Below are 18575 nucleotides of genomic sequence, written 5' to 3'. Positions count from 1 at the left end.
GCGCGGCCTGACGGGCTAACGCCTCTCCAAGGTGTAGCTTTCCTTATTTTCTTTAGGCTCCCAGTCACTTCAAGTGTAGCATTCTTTATTTTTTACAGACTCCCAGACACTTCAGGTGTAGCATGCTTTACTTATTATTGGCAGCAAGTCACTTCTGATGTGGCTTGCTTTATTTGTTATAAGCAGCGGGACACTTTGGGGGTAGCATTCTTTGCTTATTACAGCACCCAGATCGGTTTACTCGCTGCGGAGGCTTTTGACGGGGTTGGTGAGGGCTGCTTTGATGGATTGGAAGCTAACGGTGGCCAGTGCAATGGTGACGGCCAGCAATCCTGCAATGGCAAAGATGCTCCACCCCATGTTGATGCGGTACGTATAGCTTTGCAGCCATTGGTTCATCGCGTACCAAGCAATGGGCGACGCTATTACAAAGGCGATCAATACCAGCTTGATGAAGTCCGTTGATAATAGTCTCGTGATGCCAAGGGCCGAAGCTCCTAATACTTTGCGCACTCCAATCTCTTTGATCCTGCTTTCGGCCATGTATGCGGACAGGCCAAACAAACCAAGGCAGGAAATGGCTATGGCCAGGAAGGCGAATAAACCGGCCAGCATTTTAGTGCGCTGCTCATTGTCGAAGTTGCGGGCATACTCTCCGTCTACGAATTTGTAATCGAATGGCCAGCCGGCATTGTACTTCTTAAATATCTGTTCTGCTTTCTGCAGGTTATCTGCCATTGACCGATCGGCGCTAAACTTGATGTGCATGGTGCTGTACCAGCTTGCTGGTCCCATGATCACCAACGGCGGTACTTTCTCATAGGGTGAGTTGAGTATATAATCTTTCACTACGCCTACTACCTGCCAGCTTCTGTTGTCGGCAGGCTGGTTGATGATCTGTCCTATGGGGTTGGTGAAGCCCATCTTCTTTACTGCTGTTTCGTTGAGGAGGACAGCCAATGAGTCGGTAGCATATTTGTTGATGTCGATATCTCTGCCGGCGATCAACTGCAAGCCTGTTGTTTTTATGAGGTCAGCGTCTGTACTGTACAGTGCAATGGTTTCATCGTCGTTGGGGTTTCTTCCCTGCCAGCGCAGGCCCCAAGTGTTGGAACCCCGCTGTGTGATGGTGGCCATGTTTTTGGTAACGCCGGTAGCTATGCCTGTACTGATCAGTTCCTGCTTGATGAGCGGGTAGTTCTTTTCTATGTCGCCTACAAAGTTGACATGGATGAGGTTGTTGGCTGTGTAGCCTGTTTGCCTGTCCTGGGCGTAACGAACCTGGTTGTGCACTACGACTGTAGATATAATGAGGATGATGGCAAAGGTAAATTGGAGTACCACCAATGCTTTTCGTGGTGACAGTAATGACTGGGCTTTTTTGAATTTACCCTGGAAGATGCCTACCGGCTTAAAGGACGACAGGTAAAATGCCGGATAGCTGCCAGCAAGAATACTGGTAAAAGCTATAAAAGCAAGTGCCCACATCCAGAAGTATCCGTTATTGAATGGAATGGTAAGTTGTGCGTCGATGAGTGTATTGAATGGAGGTAATACAAATTGCACCAGGATCAATGCGATGATGCCGGATGCAAGGGCCAGGACAAAGGACTCAATAATAAACTGGCGTATCAGTATGCCTCTTCCCGCGCCTGCCACTTTGCGGATGCCTACTTCTTTTGCCCGCTTTTCGCTGCGGGCTGTGCTCAGGTTCATGAAGTTGATGCAGGCAATGAGTAATATAAACGCAGCGATGATGGCAAAGAGCCGTACGGTGGTGATGCGACCACTTACTGCCTGTCCGTTTTCAAAGGTTGAATACAGGTGCCATTTTTCAAGTGGATGCAGGAAATGGGTCCATACTTCGGCATGTCCTGATTTGTGGCGGGTGAGGTCTTTGATCTTATTGTTAAAGGCTGTGGTGGATGTGTTGGGTTGTAATTGTACAAAGGTGGTTGTGTTGTTGCTCAACCAGCTGTCGTTGCTCCAACCTAATTGTTTTAAATAGGCCCAGGGCAAGAGGTAATCGAAGTGGAAGCGGGTGTTGGCGGGCAGGTCTTTGAGTATGCCTGTTATTACAAAGTTGTCTTTGCCATCGAGGCGAATGGTTTTATTGTAGGGGTTAGTGCTTCCGAAGAGTTGCTTTGCCAGTTTTTCGGTGATGACGATTGTATTTGCTTCTTTCAGTTGTGGCTGTGCTGCGCCATGTGTGAATGGAAAACTAAACATGTTCAAGAATGCGGGATCAACAAAGCTGCCTTGCAAGCCGGTAAAGCTTTTCTCTTCTACCGTCATCAGCAAGCTGTTTACTTCAGCAAAGCGTGTGTTGGCTATTACTTCGGGAAAGTCTTGCTGCAATGCCGGTCCCAGTGGTTGGGAAGTCATGTTGATGGCAAACTGTTTTCCATCGGTTGTGGTCAGTCCGTATACCTGATAGAGATTGCCTTTGTTTTTATGGAACTTATCGTAGCTGACTTCGTTTTGCAACCAAAGCAGGATCAGGATTGCTCCTGCCATGCCAATGGCTAATCCTGCAATGTTGATGGCGGAAAAGCTTCTTCCACGAACGAGGTTTCTCCAGGCGATCCTGAAATAGTTTAATAGCATAGCTGGCGTTTGTATCTTACTGTATACCAGCAATATGCCAAACTACTAATTCATTAGGAGTCAGGAGATTGATGATTTACTTTTAATGGGATAGTGTACGGTTTTGATACGGGCAGTGTTCGATTGTTTCGGCTTACTTGCGCAGTAAGCTTTTGCGTCGCCATTCGACGCTTTACTTTCTTGCTTTACATTTTTGCACGGCGTGCAGGGCTTTGTTGTCACTTTCTTTGCCTTGACTTTTTATGCTTACGCAAAGGTTTCGCGCTTTTCGCGCGGGGCTGTCACTTTCTTTTCCTTGATGAAAAGAAAGTAACCAAAGAAAAATCAAGTCAGGCCCGATCGCTCCGCGCGGCCTGACGGGCCACGCCTCTCCAAGGTGTAGCTTTCCTTATTTTCTTTAGGCTCCCAGTCACTTCAAGTGTAGCATTCATTACTTATTATTGGCAGCAGGACACTTAAGGTTTAACAACGTACTATTTTTTTGAGATGGCTATTCTATTCTTAAAATACATCATGGGCAGAGGCAACGAAGCTGAGGATTTCGATCTGTGGTTCTGATTCGAGGCCGCTTTCGTCGCGGTGTTGCTGGAAGGTTTTAAAGGAGGGTACTTCCAAGAGTTGTTTTTGTATTGCTTCGTTTTTGTATTGTGATAAATGCACAAAGGTCTTTCCGTCTTTTTGGATCAATACGGTGTAACGGAAATCATCGCCAAGGGTTTTGAAATCTTTGATAAAGGTGTTGATGTTTTCTTTGTTCTTCTCGACAAATGTGTCTTTTACTGTGTATGTTACTTTAACGGTGATCATAACGTTTGTTTTTACGTGTTTTATTTTCTGTGTGTGTATTTACATTAATAAACACGGCAGCGATGTAAAACGTGACAAGGGTTTATGCGGGGTAGATATTTTTTAGTTTATCGGGATCTACCATGGAATAGATGTGTACTATTTTTTGTGTATTGGGATTTATATCAGATACCTGGCAGTTGGTGAGTATTCCATCACTGTAGAAAAGGATGGCTGGTTGGTGATTGACAAATGACAACCGCGCGGTGCTTTGTTGCTGATAGTTGGTGTATGCATAGAACATGAGCCCGGCTGTGGCCTGCCAACCTTCGACAAGATCTTTGACGATGCTGACTTTTCCTCCTCCATCGGTGATGACAGTGACTTCCTGTGCCAGTAGTTTTTCGAGCGACTTCATATCACCGCTCTTGATGACGGTGATGTAATTTTCGAGGTAAGTTTTTGTATCGAGGGATGTTTCCTGTACCTGCTTTGCGGGCGAGGCTAATTTGCTCTTTGCACGACTAAGCAGCTTGCGTGAGTTTTCGACGGTAATGGAAAGGGCCTGGGCAATGTCTTCGTGTGAATAGTCGTAGGCTTCTTTGAGGATGAATGTGGCCCGCTCTCTTGGGTTGAGGTTTTCGAGCAGGACCAGCATGGAGTAGCTGATGATCTCGTCGCGGTTGATGCCGGCGTCGGCATTTTCGGTGGCTACGGGTTCGGGGAGCCACAAGGGGTCGCCGGCTATGCGCTGTTTCTTCTTCTTGATGTTGATGGACTGGTTGATGACTCCTTTGATGAGGTAGTTCTTTTCGTTCTCAATTTCTTTTGGGGGGCCGGCAAGGTAGCGGGTCATGACGTCCTGAATGGCATCTTTGGCATCTTCGGAGGAGCCCAAAATGTTGTAGGCGTAGGAGAACAGTGTACGTTGATAATCCTTAACCATATCTTTTAATTATCCCGGGTAGACAAAGCTACCGGGAAAAACGTGACGAGATGGTGGATACAATCCCGGAAGAAGTTGGATTTAGATAAGATTACGTGGAAATGGTGACAGGACGGATTTGATAGAGCCCGATCATGAAGCAAGGGCGGCTGAGCCAGTTTGGCAGCTTTGCTTATTATCGGTTTGGCTGATGAATACTGGGAATGGTAGGGGAAGACGAGTCTGGTGGGTGTCTGGTTGGGGGCAGGTACTTGCCTGATATGGAGGGGATCAGGGGCAGGGTCCGGACAAAGTCTGGATAAGGTCCGGATAACCTCCGGAAAAGGTCCGGATAAGGGTGTTAGCCAAATGGGGCCGGGTGGCGACTGGTGTTTAACCGCTGGTTATTGGGACCACTGCGATCAGGTCAATTAGCTCCTCTTGATCCCAATAACCTCTGCCAGATTTACAGCTCTACTTGTAATTTACGAAATCTATCGAGCGGGTTTATCGTTTCCATTGAGGGGTTTTTCTGCAACGTTGGGGCAAATTTTCAACCCACTTCTGGCGCAAACCCGAGAGGCTAAGTTCCTGTTATGCGTTCTATATTTTTTGACAAATCATGGCCAAAGGGTGATTGTTCAAGCGTTATTTAGAACCGCTTAAAATAAGTCAAAAAAGACTTTATCAGATTTCTTGTAGTCTTCCATTTAATGATTAGTATTGCGCATCAGTTTGGCCTCCCTTTATTTCTTCGGCCTTTCTACATTAGTGACAAAAGTTATAGCAGCATTCTCTACAGCACTACGCTGGTTTTTCAAAAAGTGATATTGAAAGGTATGTGTCGTCTTCCTATAGAGGGCGTGCTATTGAATTATACATCTATTGGTACAGTTCGATGTGGGATTGTATTGCTCAGTTATGAATCAAGAAGCTGGCAACAGGGGGTGTAGAACTCTTTTAAAAGTTGCCGGGGATTAGATATGGAAATAAACTCAACAAAAAAGCCCGGAGGCTTCGAAAAAATTCTCCAGGGCCTTATTGGAGTGTTGCACTGTGTTCGCATTGCGATAGACATTATACGCCTGCTTAGGACAGGTTTTGTATAATGATCGCGCTGGACTGGTATGTATGATGTGTTGCGCCTACGCGAAGCCGGTATTTACCGGCTTTTTTTGGCTCTCCGCTAAGCCGATCGTTCTAACGGGCGCTCGTTCAAGTATTTCTTCGTAAGTTAGTCCAGTCATTTGTGTGATGACCTCCATCGCTCCCAAGGTAGTGAGTGGTCCATTGTGTTCGTTTGCGCGAATGTAACGGATGATGGTTTGCTCCGTGCGTTGCAGTACGCCTGATAATTGGTGCCGCACCGCAGGGGTATTGACTTTGGACAAAGCAATTGTGGTAAGCTTCATGGGCTAAGGTTATTGGTCTAAAAAGTGACAATAGCCAGTACAAATATAGGTCAAATATGACATGATTGTAATTTTTAGTGACATTTTTTATAAAATTTTATTTCATTCTTTTTGAAAGGGAAGAACAGATTAGGAGAACTGCTCGATAAACTTAAACTGCGGAAAGGCTACACGATTAAGAGGGTAGCTGAACTGTTGGGAGGAGAGTATACCTATGAAACCCTTCGAAATGAGAACTCGAAAAGAGTTCCCAGCCCATACGTAATAAAAGCAATTGAGGAAAAGTTCCAAAAGGACTTAATTGATAAGGAGCCTGTAAATTACCCTACTGATGACTCCCTGGATAGTTCAATAGTTCCCCGTGAAGGAGAAGTTCAATATGGTAAGATCCACGAAGTTCTTGCTGAATTAAAAACTATCCGTGCAGAAAATAAAGAAAGGGATTCTTATATAAAGGCATTGGCTGAATATCTTGTAGGTAATACCGTAAATGGAGATAAGCAACGAACTAAAGAAGTTCTCGACAATCTTGAGCAAGTAGCTAAAAAACAGTCGACTACAAATGATGTGACTAAAGCCCCTACTTCCAACAATCGCTCCGTCGACAAGAAAAAAAAATAATTATTTGCTTTTAGGAAGTGGGCCATCGTAGTCGAAGAGGTCCATGATCTCTACGCCTAAGGCTTCTGCCAGGCGTGCAATGGTATTAAACTCAACATTTACCTGACCGTTTTCAATTTTGCTGATCTTACTATTGTGCATTCCTGTAACAGCCTCCAGGTTCTGAAGAGTCAATTCTTTGCATTTGCGAATCTCTTTCATTCGCTGGCCGAATCGCATTAACTGGTATGTTAGCTTCTCAGGTTCCATCTTTATTAAAGATAATACGTGAACTTTCTTTTAGAATAATTCAGTCTTATAAAACTGAATCCATAGACTGCTCGTATATTAGATTGATACTTGATTAAATCGCTTCAATAATGCATGCATAGTAACTGAAAAGGCTTTGGTTTTGGCGTTGTGTTTTTCTTTGGCAAACAGAGACATAGTCTTTAATAGCTAAAGGATTGTTTCACTTTCCAAAATTAGTATACATGAAAAAGAGTCATCCAACATCTTCAAAAACCAATGAGCTTGCGCGGCTTACGAAAGAACAGAAAGAAAATCCTCTATCGGTATTAGATAACTTCTTTGATACGTATCATCTACACGATGTGCGTGAAGTGCTTTGGGAGTGGTTGACGGCCGGGCTTACCAGTGACCGTGCTTTCAGTAGTGCCAGGGATCGCAGTAACCTGATTTTCCTTTATGAGCATATGGAAACACTGACCGAAGCGGCATACCTCATACTAAAAGATAAGAAAACCAAAAGCTGCAATCCCCAAGGTTAGAACTGTTCCCGGATCACTTTTTCTTTTGGTGCGCCGAGTTGGAGGAGGGTTGCTTCGAGCTCTTCGACCATGGCGTCGGGACCACAGATGTAGAAATACTGGTTGAAGTCACCCACCTTTTCTTTGAGATAGGTTGCATCTATTTTACGGTTGTCATATTGTGCCGTGCTCTGCTTGGTGAGGGTGTTGATGAAACGATCGCCCAGCATAGTTGTAAACTCATCTTTGAGGATGATGTCTTTTTCCGTGCGGTTGGAAAAGATCAGTTTATTATTATCGAGCTTGCCTGTTTTGTGCAGCTGGCGCAGAATAGCTATGAAAGGTGTAATGCCTGCTCCACCAGCAATGAAGGTGCCGGGGCCTGCATAGTGGATGGTTCCCCATACATCATGTAACAGTAATTCATCGCCGGGCTGCAGCTTGCCCAATTCGTTGGTGACGCCGTTGTGATCGGTGTATATTTTTATAGTGAACTCGAGGTGATCCCACTCATTGAGGCTGGTGAAGGTGAATGGCCGGCGCTCGTTTTTCCATTCGGGTTTATTGATGCTTAGCTCCGTGGCTTGTCCGGGCTCGAATTTGTAACCGGCAGGTTTTTCCAATGTGAACCGGCGCACGTTGTGGGTAACGAATTCAGCGGCCAATATTTTAACGATGTGCTCTTCTGCAGCCATAATCTTGTGTTTATACCGGCAAAGATATATGGGCTACGCAGGCAAATAGTTGTATATATCACTGTTTTTATTTGCCGTATTGTGGCTATTGTAGTTTATGGCCGGTACCTCAATGGTTGCCGTGGTACCCTGCCCAAGGGTGCTATCGATGTGCAGGCTGCCTTGTATGATGGCGATGCGTTTTTTCATGTTGCCAAGGCCCAGCCCTTTGTTTCCATCGGCCAGGATTGCTACGGGTTGTAGAAATCCTTTGCCATTATCGCTTACAGTGATCTGGAGTTTGCCGGGGTTGCATTCCAACCTGACTTCAATGACCGAGGCTTCGGCATGTTTCACTATGTTGTTCAGTAATTCCTGTATTACGCGGAACAGCACCAACTCTTTCTCCGGCTGGCTTTTGCACCATGTTTCGGCCATCTGGAAACGGGTGGTGTATAATCCTGTTTTTTCGAGGAAATGGAGCTGGTATTGTATGCAGGCTGCGAGGCCGACTTCGTTGATGAAGTCTGTATTGAGGCTTTTGGCTACGTTGCGCAAATCCTGTATGGCTTTTGTGATCAGCTCTTTCGACTCGGCGAGCTTGCTTTGTGTTTCTTCTACCTTGTAAAGATCAATGGTGTTGATGTTGAGCTTTACGAAGGTGAGTGCCTGTCCGATGTTGTCGTGGATCTCCTGGCTGATGTGTTGGAGGGTTTGCTCCTGCAATTCCAACTGTGTCTTTAGAAGCTGGGCTTCTATTTCGCTGCCTGCTATTTGTCGATTGCGCGCTGCCTTGTTGCGTGTACTTTTCAGAAATCTTATCAACAGTACAATACTGAAGGCTACAGCGATGACAAAATAGGTGGCTGCATAGATGATCTTAATAATGTCGTTGTCGGGCATAGGTGTTTAATAGTTAACAGTTCCTTCGTGTGTTAACAGGTAATGCAGGCGTTGCAAGCATTAATCACAGACATGGATGTGGGACGTGTGTTTTCGTTAAAGGGGTAGGATAACTTAAAAAGGAAGGTGATACTAATGCAGGGCCGAGAGATTTGCACCACTAATATAAGTGTATGCCGCAATACATACAAACGTAAAAGCACGCTTTTTATACAACGGGTATGCCTTACAGGGGTATAAAGTTAACAAGAAGCCGAAAAGTGCCGATTAAATGATTTCGGTCAATTCGAATATTGGTTGATATTCTAACTGTAACGGTCGTTTCGCCAAGGGTAGGCAGTGCTGGAGTATCCGCGCTCTTCCCAAAATCCTAATTCGTTGTGGGGGAGGAACTCTATCCGGCTGATCCACTTAGATCCTTTCCAGGCGTAGAGTTGTGGTGTGATCATGCGTACCGGTCCGCCATGTTCTTTGGGTAATGGCTTGCCTTCTACCGTGTGTGCCAGCAACACATCGGGCTTGAGCGCTTCTTCGAGGGCTACATTGGTGGTGTAATCATCGTACCCGTAGCAGAGTATGTGGGTGGCTGTTTCTTTGGGTTGCACGAGAGCAGCAAGATCGAGCAAGCGTACGCCGCGCCAGTTCATATCGAGTTTGGACCAGGTAGTGACGCAATGAAAATCGGAGGTATCGTCGGTTTGTGGCAAGTCCATGAATTCTTCCCAGGTGAGGGTGACGGGATGTTCCACTTCTCCATCGAGGGTGAGCCGCCATTCGCTCAGGGGGATATTGGGCTGGGTGCCAAGATCGAGCACCGGCCATTTTTGCGTAACGATTTGTCCGATTGGTACCACGGGCATTCCATGCCTGTTTGGCTTGCCGGAGCCGAGTGGTTTGTTATCGGCCACTGAGGGTGTGGTATTTATTTTTTCTTCGAAGCGGGCTTTTAGTTTCATACGCGCTTCTACTACTCTTTTTAGCTTGTCGGACTCTTCCATATACGACCATTTTTGCTTCATGAATTTACTGCTATTTCCCGGGAGTTATCTCTCTTGTTGATGTATTGGCATGATTGGGACATGAAATGCCGTAGGATGTACAAGGAGTTCAAGTCGAGAGGCGTTTGCTTCGATGAGCTTGAATTGGGCTAAAGCCCAAGGAAGATGGTTGATCTTTAACCCGGCCCTGAAGGGCCGGGCAATTCGGTCGCGGCAGGGCGTTTGCTTCGATGGGGCCACAAGCCCCGTAATAAAACTGCGAGGCTACAAGCCTCGCAGAGCATACAAGCGTTTACTTCGAGATTCTTTTGCGTCGATAGCAGATTTCTCACCCTGTACACTGGCTGTGAAGGCATGGACGCATGGCAGGGTTCGAAATGACAATAAAAAGGAGGCACCTTTTGAAAAGGTGTCTCCTTTTTTGGGTGCGTTTTCTTAGTTCTTCTTCAATATTCCGGCGGGGACTTTGGAGGGTGTGAACTCCAAGCCTAATAATTGTGCAATGATGGGCGCTATGTCGGTGAGGTTCATTTCGTTGATGATGGTTCCTTTTGCCAGACCGGGGCCAAAGGCTACAAAGCCGGTTTGGATCTCTTTAAAGTCGGGGTAAAAGCCATGGGTGCCGCCTTTGGCTGGCTTCACGATAGCGCCAGTTGTACCGCCGCCAATCGTAGCATTGTTCAATGCTGTGATGGCAAGGGCTGCATTGGGATCGGCGCCTATTTCATCTAATTGTTTACGCTCTATTATTTTGAACAGCTTCTTTTGTTCTGTCGGCAGGTTGTTGAGGAGCTGGCGTACCTGGTTGAGTGTTTGCTGATCGCTCTTGTCTTTGAGGTGCAGAAAGGCTGATCCGCCAGAAGTATGGAACTGGGCTTTCCAATCGTCTTTCTTAATGTCTTTAATCAATCCTTGCTGCGCCAGCAATACATTTGGCTGGAAGGAGGTTTTGATATCGACAAATCCATGATCGCCGGTGACGATGATGACTGTGCTGTCCATGATGCCTGCGCGCTCCAACGCTTCGATGATCGTCCCCAATCCTCTATCGGCACCAGCCACTGCTTTTCTTACGAGGTGTCCTTCCCTACCCTGCTCGTGTTCATAATGATCGGTGCAAGCAAGGTGAAGGGTTGTGAATGCCGGCTTGTATGTTTTGATGATGTAGGCTCCCATGCGGGCCACGTTTTCATCCATGATGAGTTCTTCGCCCACCATATTGAAGTCGGCCGCTTCTAATGTTCCGGTGGCTTTTTCCTGTATCTCTTTCCACAATCCTGCGGGCGTTGTGTTGGCTCCTGTGATCTCGCGTCGATCTGTCTTCAATTTGGGTGACCAGATATCGGGTACATTGTAATCGATCGGTGCGCCTACTGATACGGGCCATATCACGTTGGCTGATTTTTTTCCTGCCTTGCGTACTACATCGAACAGCGTAGGTACTTTAATGGAATCGTAAGTAAAGTACCACAGGCCGCTGGCTCCTTTTGGCTCAAAGGGTGCATTGTAATAAACGCCATGTTTAGCAGGCGGAACGCCTGTGATGATGGTAGTATGGTTGGGATAAGTAACGGAAGGAAAAACGCTGTTGACGCCACGTGCACATACGCCACTGTCTTTCATCTTACGCAGGTTGGGCGTGCCCCAGGATGGGTCCATGTAGAAGTCGGGGCGGAATCCATCAATGGTTACCAGGACTACATATTTGGCTTGTTGTGCATAGGTGTAACTGGTTAACAAGGCTGCGCAAGCTATTAGTAAGTATTTCTTCATTGTTCGTGGTTCGGTTGTAGAAAAGCCTGCAATTTATTCTATACGAACCTGGGATGGCATTGTTTACGATAAATTAACGCAATCGTTTGTTGGAGCTGGGGCTCCTTTTGAATGTAGCACATCCGCGGACAAAGCCAGAGGCTTTGAAATACCCGTCACCAGCCAGAGGCTGGCGACTGAATACAAAAAAGGTGAGTCGCCCTCCCGCAGAGCGGGACAAGTTTTGAGGGCGACCCACCTTTTGAAAACCCTTCGACAAGCTCAGGGTGACAGTGTGGGTTATTTATCCTGAATGAGGTTACCCTGGATCGACCAGGCGAAGTCTATTTGTATTTTGTCTTTGAAGATGGATGAATCCATGCTGATATATTGATCGGAGGAGTAACCAATCAGGCTTTCCATGGTGGCAAGGCTGTGACAGGTCATGCAATTGGTTTGTACTCCAAAGGGTGGTCCCGCTATCAGCAAACTGGGTATATTGAAGTCTACATTTTTATCGGTGATCGGTCCCAGGCCAGCAAACCCAGCTTCGAGGTAAGGGTTGTACCCGAGCATTGGTATTGCGCCTTTGTTGGTCCCTCCTACAATGGGCTGGTTCGGTAGTACCATGGCATAAGCGCTGGTTGCCGCGTAGTGTGCAGCTGCTCCTCTAAGTAGTGCAGGTCTCAGCTTTGCTGCGAGTTTGGAACTGGGCTCAAAAGGCATATCGGGATTGGGATCCCAATAGTAGGACTGCCATGTCCAGTTGCTGATCTCTTTGGTGGTTACGTGCATCGCTACCAATATGGCTACTTGCCCAGCCTGTGCTGTGGTAAGTCCTTCTGTGCTGTCGGACGCATTCATGTAGGCTGCCATTGCCGAATCGATCTTGAAGTTGATGAAGTCGCTCAGGTTGCAGGTGGCTGCAGCAATGCGTACGGGATCTGTATCGCTCGTATCTGCCGGTATTACTTTTTTATTGGGTTGTTGCTTGTTGTTTACATCTGCATAGACTATCGTTTTCCAGACATTGAATCCATAAGCCTGCAGTGTGGGTGGCGGGCCGGGCCATACAGGTATTCTAATCAATCCATCTTTTTGTTCGCCTACGAAGTAAGTAGGTTTTATAGTGACCGCTTTTTGAGGGAATTTAGGTATCGAACCTATGCCTCCTTTGACGCGGTATTTCTCTACTACAGATCTTTTGAGTATCTGGTTGTTGGTCGCATAGCAGGCTGCATTAGGATCGTAAGCAACGGTGACCCAAAAATCTACCGGGTTGCTGATGGCATTGCCTTGCACTTTTCTTAAAGCTGCAAGCCTGACCGGATCGGAACCGTGTTCGAACTGATGGGGTACATGGAGCTGGGCACGCGTTTTTTTAACGGCCGTACTTCCGCATCCACTTCCTCCGGAAAGGATAAGGTTTCTTATATCTGTGATGCCTAACCAGGTTTCGAATATCAATAATGAATCGCCCTGGTATACTTGTCCGGAAGGTTGAGTGAGCCCTGCCCAGATGCCCCATACGTGTTGGTATACGCTTGCGGAGTCATAGTTGTTGGGCATGCTGGTATTGTTCAACCAACTGTAAATAGCACTGGAATCTTCGGGGAAGTGAAAGCCGTTGAGCCCTGGAATTGTTGATGGAAGTTCGACGGGTGTGATACCTGTTCCGTCGTTGCCTTCGGTTTTAGGTGGGCCGGGATTGCAGAGTGTGACGATGGTTACAATGGCAAGTAATGCCAGGATGGTGATGGCAGTCTTTCTGTTTTTCATAAATGTTTTGGTTTAACAAGGAAATTGTTAACGGTATATTGCAACCTAAGTTAGAGACATTTTAAGTTGCTGACAAAACATATTATGAACTGTTATTATTATAGACTATTCTACCGGGTTATGCATGACCGAATTTAGCGCGTTATAGTTTTATTTAGCAATGATTGATGGAATTATGACTGTATTAGCGCTGGTTGTTGTCAATTTTATTTTTTTATTATTTTCTTTTTGCCCCATCTTTCTTTGACGTAGGCGTAGGCTTTTTTCTCGTCGGCTTCGATGGGTTTTGCGAGGGCGAGGTATTGGGTAAAGTACTTGCGTGCGAGTGGCTCGTTCTTGAGTTCTACTTCATAGATGCGACCACAGTTGTATAAAGCGATCGGGCTTTTGTATAAATAGAATGCTGTGTCGTAGGAGGCTACTGCTTTTTTGTATTGTTTGACAGCTTCATAGTTTTCACCCAAAGTGAAGTAGTACATTTCTCCATTTTTAGAGATGGCTTTATCGAGGCATATTTCCAATAGTTCGTTGCTCCTATCGTATTGTTTTAGTTTGGCCAATGCTTTTGCTTCGTAGTAATACACGGCTTCGACCTGTAATTCCATACTCAGCATGTATTCGCATACGCGTACACAGTTTTCATATTGCTGCAGGTTGTAATATCCTAAGACTACTTTGGTAAGAACACTCAAGCCCAACTCCTGCTGGCTGATCAATCTTTCTCCATATGCCGGAATACTTTTATAGTCTTTGGCATCATAGGCACTTCTGATTCGTGATTTGAGCAGTGAAGCGTTCATCGAATCGCGTGTCAATCCTATTTCGAGCAAGCTATCTGCTTTAGCATAGTCTTTAAGATCTATCAATGTTTCTGCCCATGCTACGGTGTTCTTAAAATCGCCGGGCGCCAGCTTGTATGCCTGGCTCAGGTACTGCAATGCGGAGTCTTTCATCTTCGCCCTGCTAAGTTGTTCGCCCAGTCCACGGTAGTAGTTGGCGTTGGCAGGCTGTAGCCGGATGAGGCGAGCCAGAAAGCTCATGGACAGATCGGGATCGCGGTTGTAGTAGATGGAAGCGAGGTAATGATTGGCGGTGATGTTATCGGGCTCGAGGCTATGTAGTTTCAGAAAGCAACGTTGTGCATGGAGCATATCTTCACTCATATAATATGCATAGCTCAGGAGTCGCAGGGCTTGTGTGTTGGAGGAGTCGATGCCAATGGCAGGCTGCAGGTAGTTGATAGCTGCTTCGTACTGCTGTTCCTGCAGCATGTCGAGTACTTTGTTTTTATCGGGCGCCGGAGGCTGCGCAGCAGCTATGAACACGAACAGGAAACTGATCGCAAAGGATAGTAATGGTTTATTCATATTTCTGTTGCTGGGTTAATAAACCGCTTTAGACTGGGTGAGATGCGGATGACTCTTTATTCCATAAAAGAAAAGTGCTTTTTTCTTTTTAGTCTTATCTTTGCGGTCTTACAACTCGAGGGGTGCCTTGTTTTCCCGTTTCGGCGGGAGACTGAAATAAAGGCTGAGATTATACCCATTGGAGGGAGTTGAAAAGTTGAGAGGTTAATAGGTTGAAAAGGCTATTGACTCGTAAAGCTTCGCTTCTTTCAAGCACCTGATCCGGATAATACCGGCGTAGGGATGAGGAATAATAATTACCGGTGCGTGGTGAGCGCATTTGTCTCCCTTTGGGTTCGTACGATCATTTTTAATTTATTTCGTATGAACATTTCTGAGTGGTTTACTTTATTAGGTCAGCAGTTGGCGGAAACGCCGTTTATTCAGTGGGTAGCCCTGGCGCTGGGCGTATCGGAAGTACTTTTCGCCAAAGCCAATAAGATATGGCTCTACCCTACCGGCCTTGCCGCTACCAGTCTTTCTATTTTCATTTTGTTTAAAGCGGGGCTGTATGCCGAGTGTCTATTGAGCTGTTATTACATTGTAATGAGTGTGTATGGGTGGTGGTATTGGGTGAAAAAGAAAAATGAGCCGCCCATCAAGATCACGCGCAGTAACCGGCAGGATTGGATCACCGTATCGCTGATCGTGGTGATTGGCTTTGTGTTGTTGTCTTTCGCACTGAAGCAATTCACCGACTCGACTGTTCCTTTCTGGGATGCGTGGGTGAGCTGTACTGCCTGGGCCGGGATGTGGCTGCTGGCCAAACGTAAGATCGAGAACTGGGTCTTGCTGAATGTATCGAATGCTTTTGCCATTCCTTTATTGTTTCATAAGGAGCTTCCGCTGTATGCAGGGCTGACGTTGTTTCTGTTTATTGTAGCAGTGTTTGGATATTTTAAGTGGAGTAGAATTTTGAAGGGAGAGCAAAGTTCGGAGTCAGGAATTCAGCACAGGGAGTTGGGAGTTGAGGGTTAAAGCTTGCGGTTACAAGTTTCAGGTTGCAGGACTAATGTTCACAGTTGTCGATTATCAGATGCAAGCTGTGGTATTGGAGGAGGTTCAATTTCACGTTTAATCTTTTACTTATTTTATTATGACTATAGCGGTTCATCCATCGGAGGTTTTATCAAAGGAGTTTGTTCAATCGATCAGGTCATTATCCCCTGAAGCGGAGACTTTGGGACGGTTGCATGATGAGCAACTGGCAATCATTTATCAGCAGGGCTGGTTCAACTTATATGTGCCGAAACAATATGGCGGGCTGGAGCTTTCTCTGCCTGAAGCACTACGCATAGAAGAGGCGCTGGCCTGGGCGGATGGCAGTGCCGGCTGGACCGTGACGTTGTGCAGCGGGGCCAACTGGTTTGTTGGGTTCCTGCCACCTTCGGCAGCACAGGAAATTTATTCTGATGCTAAAGTGTGTCTGGCAGGTAGTGGTAAACCTGGTGGCGTTGCCCAGCTTACTGATGATGGTTATGTGATCTCCGGGCAATGGAATTATGCTACCGGTGCTATGCATGCTACTGCTTTCACGGCTAATTGCCGTATACAAAAAAACGGTGTGCCGCTGGAAGATGCTGCCGGTAATCCGCTTGTGCAATCTTTCTGGTTCCTACCGGATGAAGTATCGATCATCAAGAACTGGAGCAGTATTGGCATGGTTGGCACGGGTAGTCATGGTTATTCTGTGCAGGATGTTCACGTGCCTTTAAACAGGACTTTCGTCGTTGAACCGGACAAGGCTGTTTTGCCGCATCCCGTGTATCATTTTCCTTTCTTACAATTTGCTGAAGCAACGCTGGCGGTTAATTATTCAGGTATGGCTATTCATTTCCTCGATCTTTGCCGTGAATTGTTTGAAGAGAAAGTCAATCGCCCCTTTCCCAGCAACCGACCTGCCGTTCCCCCTCTTTTATCTATACAGCAAGCCGCTGTACAGGAACTTCAGCAGGCCCGTAACTTATTTTATACTGCTATCGAGCAATCGTGGCAGGCTATGGTTTCGGAGCAGCAGGTATCTGATGAATTACTGAAATCGATCAGTCATACCAGCCGACGGCTGGCAGCTATTGCACGGCAGCAAGTAGATATGTTGTATCCGTTTTGTGGTATTGTTGCGGCTGACCCTTCTACTGAGATCAACCGCGTGTGGCGTGATATGCATACTGCCAGTCAGCATTCGTTGTTGGTTTTTCCGCAGGAGTAATTACAAAGTAGCCAGAGGCTACGGAATACCCTCACTCGCCAGAGGCGAGCGAGTGAAAATATTCGCATCCCGCTATTCGGCGGGCAGGCGAGCGAGTTGTTTATTCCTATTTAGCTGGTGGTGGCCAGTTGTCGGTACGGAAAGGGCCGGCAGGCAGGCCATCTTTGTTGAAGAGGTTGCCGGGCGGATTGTCGGTCCAGTTGTAGCGAACTGCTACAGGATTCCTGATGGCGTCGCTGGACACTATTACTTTGTTTCCTTCGATGCGGGCCTTGGCCCATACAAATTGTCCGTCTTCGCCGGCGATGCCAAAACCATACAATGGTGGATTGGGTAGTGACATTCTCATTAATGTACGTGCTTCCAATCCCCCGCCAATGTTTTTGAAGGTGATGTGTATTTCATTTCCTTTTATCTGCATGGAACGATAGACTGGTCCTTCGTAAATGAGCTTTTTGTGGTATGCTACTGATCTTGCAGCGATGGCTAATCGTAAACCTACATCCATCTTGTTGGTAGGGTGTATATCCTTCGCATCACCAATGTCGGTGGTTACTGCCATGCCTGTATTGGGGAGTGATAATGTTTTGGTTTGTGCTTCGCGTACCCATGGCCAGTTTCCTTCTGACGGCGTTTTGGCTGCCGGGCGAAAGCTCGTGAGTTGCACAAAGAGGAAAGAAAAATCTCCCTGCTTCCATTGTTGCCGCCAGTCTTTGATGAGACGCGGGAATAATGTAGCGTATTCCAATGCAGCGGGCAGGCGATCGCCGTTACTTTCTCCCTGGTACCAGATCACGCCTTTGATAGCATATGGTATCAAAGGTGCAATCATTGCGTGGAAGAGGTTGGCTGGTGCTCCAAAGCCACCATTGGGTGATGTGGGCGCCTGTGGCCGTGGGCCAATGGAATCTATCAACCATTTTTTATTGGCCGCCTGAAAGGTTGCCTGCTTTTGCGGATACTCTTTTTGTGTTGTTTCATAATTATCGATGATCTCCTGTCTTCTCCTGAGGTAGTGCGCCAGCGCGGTATCTTGTTGTAAACCTTCTACGCTGGTCCATGCCTGCGCGGGTGTGCCACCTTTGTAACTGCCGATCATTCCTACGGAGTTACCTGTGGTTATTCTTATTTGTTGCGCAAAGTAGTAACCTGCCGCAGAGAAACCACTCCAAGCCCATTTGGCAGCCATTGTCGCAGGTGAACATACAACCCACTTCCCATGAAGAGATCCGTCGGGTACTGGTGCTATATCTTTTTCTCTCTTGAGTGATGCTGCCATTGGTACGTAGAAAAAACGTATGAGCGAATCCGTGGCCTGAGCAATGGCTGCTGCTCCGTGTTCTTCTTTCTGGATGCCAAATTCCATGTTGGACTGTCCGGAAGCTAACCAGACTTCGCCTATGAGGATATTATTTATTGTTTTTTCTTCAGCAGTTCCTTTTATGTTCATTTCATAAGGACCGCCGGGTTTGTAGCTGCTTAGTTTTACCGACCAACTGCTATCGCTGCCTGTAGTGGTGGTGAAGATTTTTCCGTTGAATGTAATGGTGATCTTTTCTCCCGGCGTGGCCCAGCCCCAGATTGGTATGGGCTGACTGCTTTGCAATACCATGTTGTCGCTGATGATAGCTGGCAGCTTCAACTGGGCTATCGTGCTATATGTACATAAGAGGCTTATCGTAATAAGTAAAAGGGTACAGCCTGTTGTTTTATTCATATGACGAGTGTTTATTGTATGTGCCCTTCGACAAGCT

At 46.6% G+C, this 18575-nt stretch carries 16 protein-coding genes; 4 read left to right on the top strand and 12 right to left on the bottom strand.

The genetic code is table 11. The features are described from left to right. Window positions 1-237: 237 nt before the first annotated feature. The 4 genes from AC5JBY_RS11370 to AC5JBY_RS11355 form a co-directional block, all read right to left on the bottom strand. A complete protein-coding gene (locus AC5JBY_RS11370; RefSeq protein WP_495904707.1) occupies window positions 238-2607 on the bottom strand; it encodes an ABC transporter permease in 2370 nt (789 codons plus the stop codon). Between the two features lie 501 nt (window positions 2608-3108). Beyond that, window positions 3109-3414, bottom strand: coding sequence for a hypothetical protein (locus tag AC5JBY_RS11365; RefSeq protein ID WP_495904706.1), 306 nt, complete (start codon window positions 3412-3414; stop codon window positions 3109-3111). Window positions 3415-3496: 82 nt separating this feature from the next. After that, the gene (locus tag AC5JBY_RS11360) at window positions 3497-4339 is read right to left on the bottom strand and encodes a sigma-70 family RNA polymerase sigma factor (RefSeq protein ID WP_495904705.1); all 843 of its coding nucleotides are present in this window, start codon (window positions 4337-4339) and stop codon (window positions 3497-3499) included. Window positions 4340-5463: 1124 nt separating this feature from the next. After that, window positions 5464-5730, bottom strand: a complete 267-nt coding sequence (locus AC5JBY_RS11355) for a hypothetical protein (protein ID WP_495904704.1) — start codon at window positions 5728-5730, stop codon at window positions 5464-5466. 111 nt (window positions 5731-5841) lie between these two features. On the opposite strand from AC5JBY_RS11355, the gene AC5JBY_RS11350 reads away from it, so the two are divergent. Beyond that, window positions 5842-6351 carry a hypothetical protein gene (locus AC5JBY_RS11350; RefSeq protein ID WP_495904703.1) on the top strand — a complete coding sequence of 170 codons (510 nt, stop codon included), beginning with the start codon at window positions 5842-5844 and terminating at the stop codon, window positions 6349-6351. On the opposite strand, the gene AC5JBY_RS11345 is transcribed toward AC5JBY_RS11350, so the two are convergent. Then, on the bottom strand, window positions 6352-6570 hold the full coding sequence (locus tag AC5JBY_RS11345; RefSeq protein ID WP_495904702.1) for a helix-turn-helix domain-containing protein: 219 nt from the start codon (window positions 6568-6570) through the stop codon (window positions 6352-6354). Between the two features lie 254 nt (window positions 6571-6824). On the opposite strand from AC5JBY_RS11345, the gene AC5JBY_RS11340 reads away from it, so the two are divergent. Beyond that, on the top strand, window positions 6825-7121 hold the full coding sequence (locus tag AC5JBY_RS11340) for a hypothetical protein (protein ID WP_495904701.1): 297 nt from the start codon (window positions 6825-6827) through the stop codon (window positions 7119-7121). Here the strand turns inward: AC5JBY_RS11340 and AC5JBY_RS11335 are convergent. The 6 genes from AC5JBY_RS11335 to AC5JBY_RS11310 all read right to left on the bottom strand — a co-directional run bounded on the left by AC5JBY_RS11335 (window position 7118) and on the right by AC5JBY_RS11310 (window position 14573). Further along, window positions 7118-7795, bottom strand: coding sequence for an FAD-binding oxidoreductase (locus AC5JBY_RS11335; protein ID WP_495904700.1), 678 nt, complete (start codon window positions 7793-7795; stop codon window positions 7118-7120). The two genes, AC5JBY_RS11340 and AC5JBY_RS11335, sit on opposite strands and share 4 nt — an antisense overlap. A gap of 33 nt (window positions 7796-7828) precedes the next feature. After that, entirely contained in the window at window positions 7829-8677 is an 849-nt protein-coding gene (locus AC5JBY_RS11330; RefSeq protein ID WP_495904699.1) for a sensor histidine kinase, read from the bottom strand. Window positions 8678-8982: 305 nt separating this feature from the next. Next, window positions 8983-9675 (bottom strand): sulfite oxidase-like oxidoreductase, encoded by a 693-nt coding sequence (locus AC5JBY_RS11325; RefSeq protein WP_495904698.1) that lies wholly within the window; start codon window positions 9673-9675, stop codon window positions 8983-8985. A gap of 435 nt (window positions 9676-10110) precedes the next feature. Then, on the bottom strand, window positions 10111-11448 hold the full coding sequence (locus AC5JBY_RS11320) for an alkaline phosphatase family protein (protein WP_495904697.1): 1338 nt from the start codon (window positions 11446-11448) through the stop codon (window positions 10111-10113). A gap of 279 nt (window positions 11449-11727) precedes the next feature. Continuing rightward, complete coding sequence (locus tag AC5JBY_RS11315) at window positions 11728-13206, bottom strand: hypothetical protein (protein ID WP_495904696.1); 1479 nt, start codon at window positions 13204-13206, stop codon at window positions 11728-11730. 206 nt (window positions 13207-13412) lie between these two features. After that, window positions 13413-14573: a tetratricopeptide repeat protein gene (locus tag AC5JBY_RS11310; protein ID WP_495904695.1), complete on the bottom strand. Its 1161-nt coding sequence runs from the start codon at window positions 14571-14573 to the stop codon at window positions 13413-13415. A 363-nt stretch (window positions 14574-14936) separates the two neighbouring features. Between AC5JBY_RS11310 and pnuC the strand changes: the two genes are divergently transcribed. Together pnuC and AC5JBY_RS11300 are read left to right on the top strand one after the other, a co-directional pair. Next, entirely contained in the window at window positions 14937-15590 is a 654-nt protein-coding gene (gene pnuC, locus AC5JBY_RS11305; RefSeq protein ID WP_495904694.1) for a nicotinamide riboside transporter PnuC, read from the top strand. Between the two features lie 118 nt (window positions 15591-15708). After that, window positions 15709-16821: an acyl-CoA dehydrogenase family protein gene (locus AC5JBY_RS11300; protein ID WP_495904693.1), complete on the top strand. Its 1113-nt coding sequence runs from the start codon at window positions 15709-15711 to the stop codon at window positions 16819-16821. 106 nt (window positions 16822-16927) lie between these two features. Here AC5JBY_RS11300 and AC5JBY_RS11295 read toward each other — a convergent pair whose 3' ends face one another. Continuing rightward, the gene (locus AC5JBY_RS11295) at window positions 16928-18538 is read right to left on the bottom strand and encodes a sialate O-acetylesterase (RefSeq protein WP_495904692.1); all 1611 of its coding nucleotides are present in this window, start codon (window positions 18536-18538) and stop codon (window positions 16928-16930) included. Window positions 18539-18575: the final 37 nt, after the last annotated feature.

Source organism: Paraflavitalea sp., from assembly GCF_059502485.1.
This window is presented reverse-complemented; position numbering and strand designations above follow the sequence as displayed.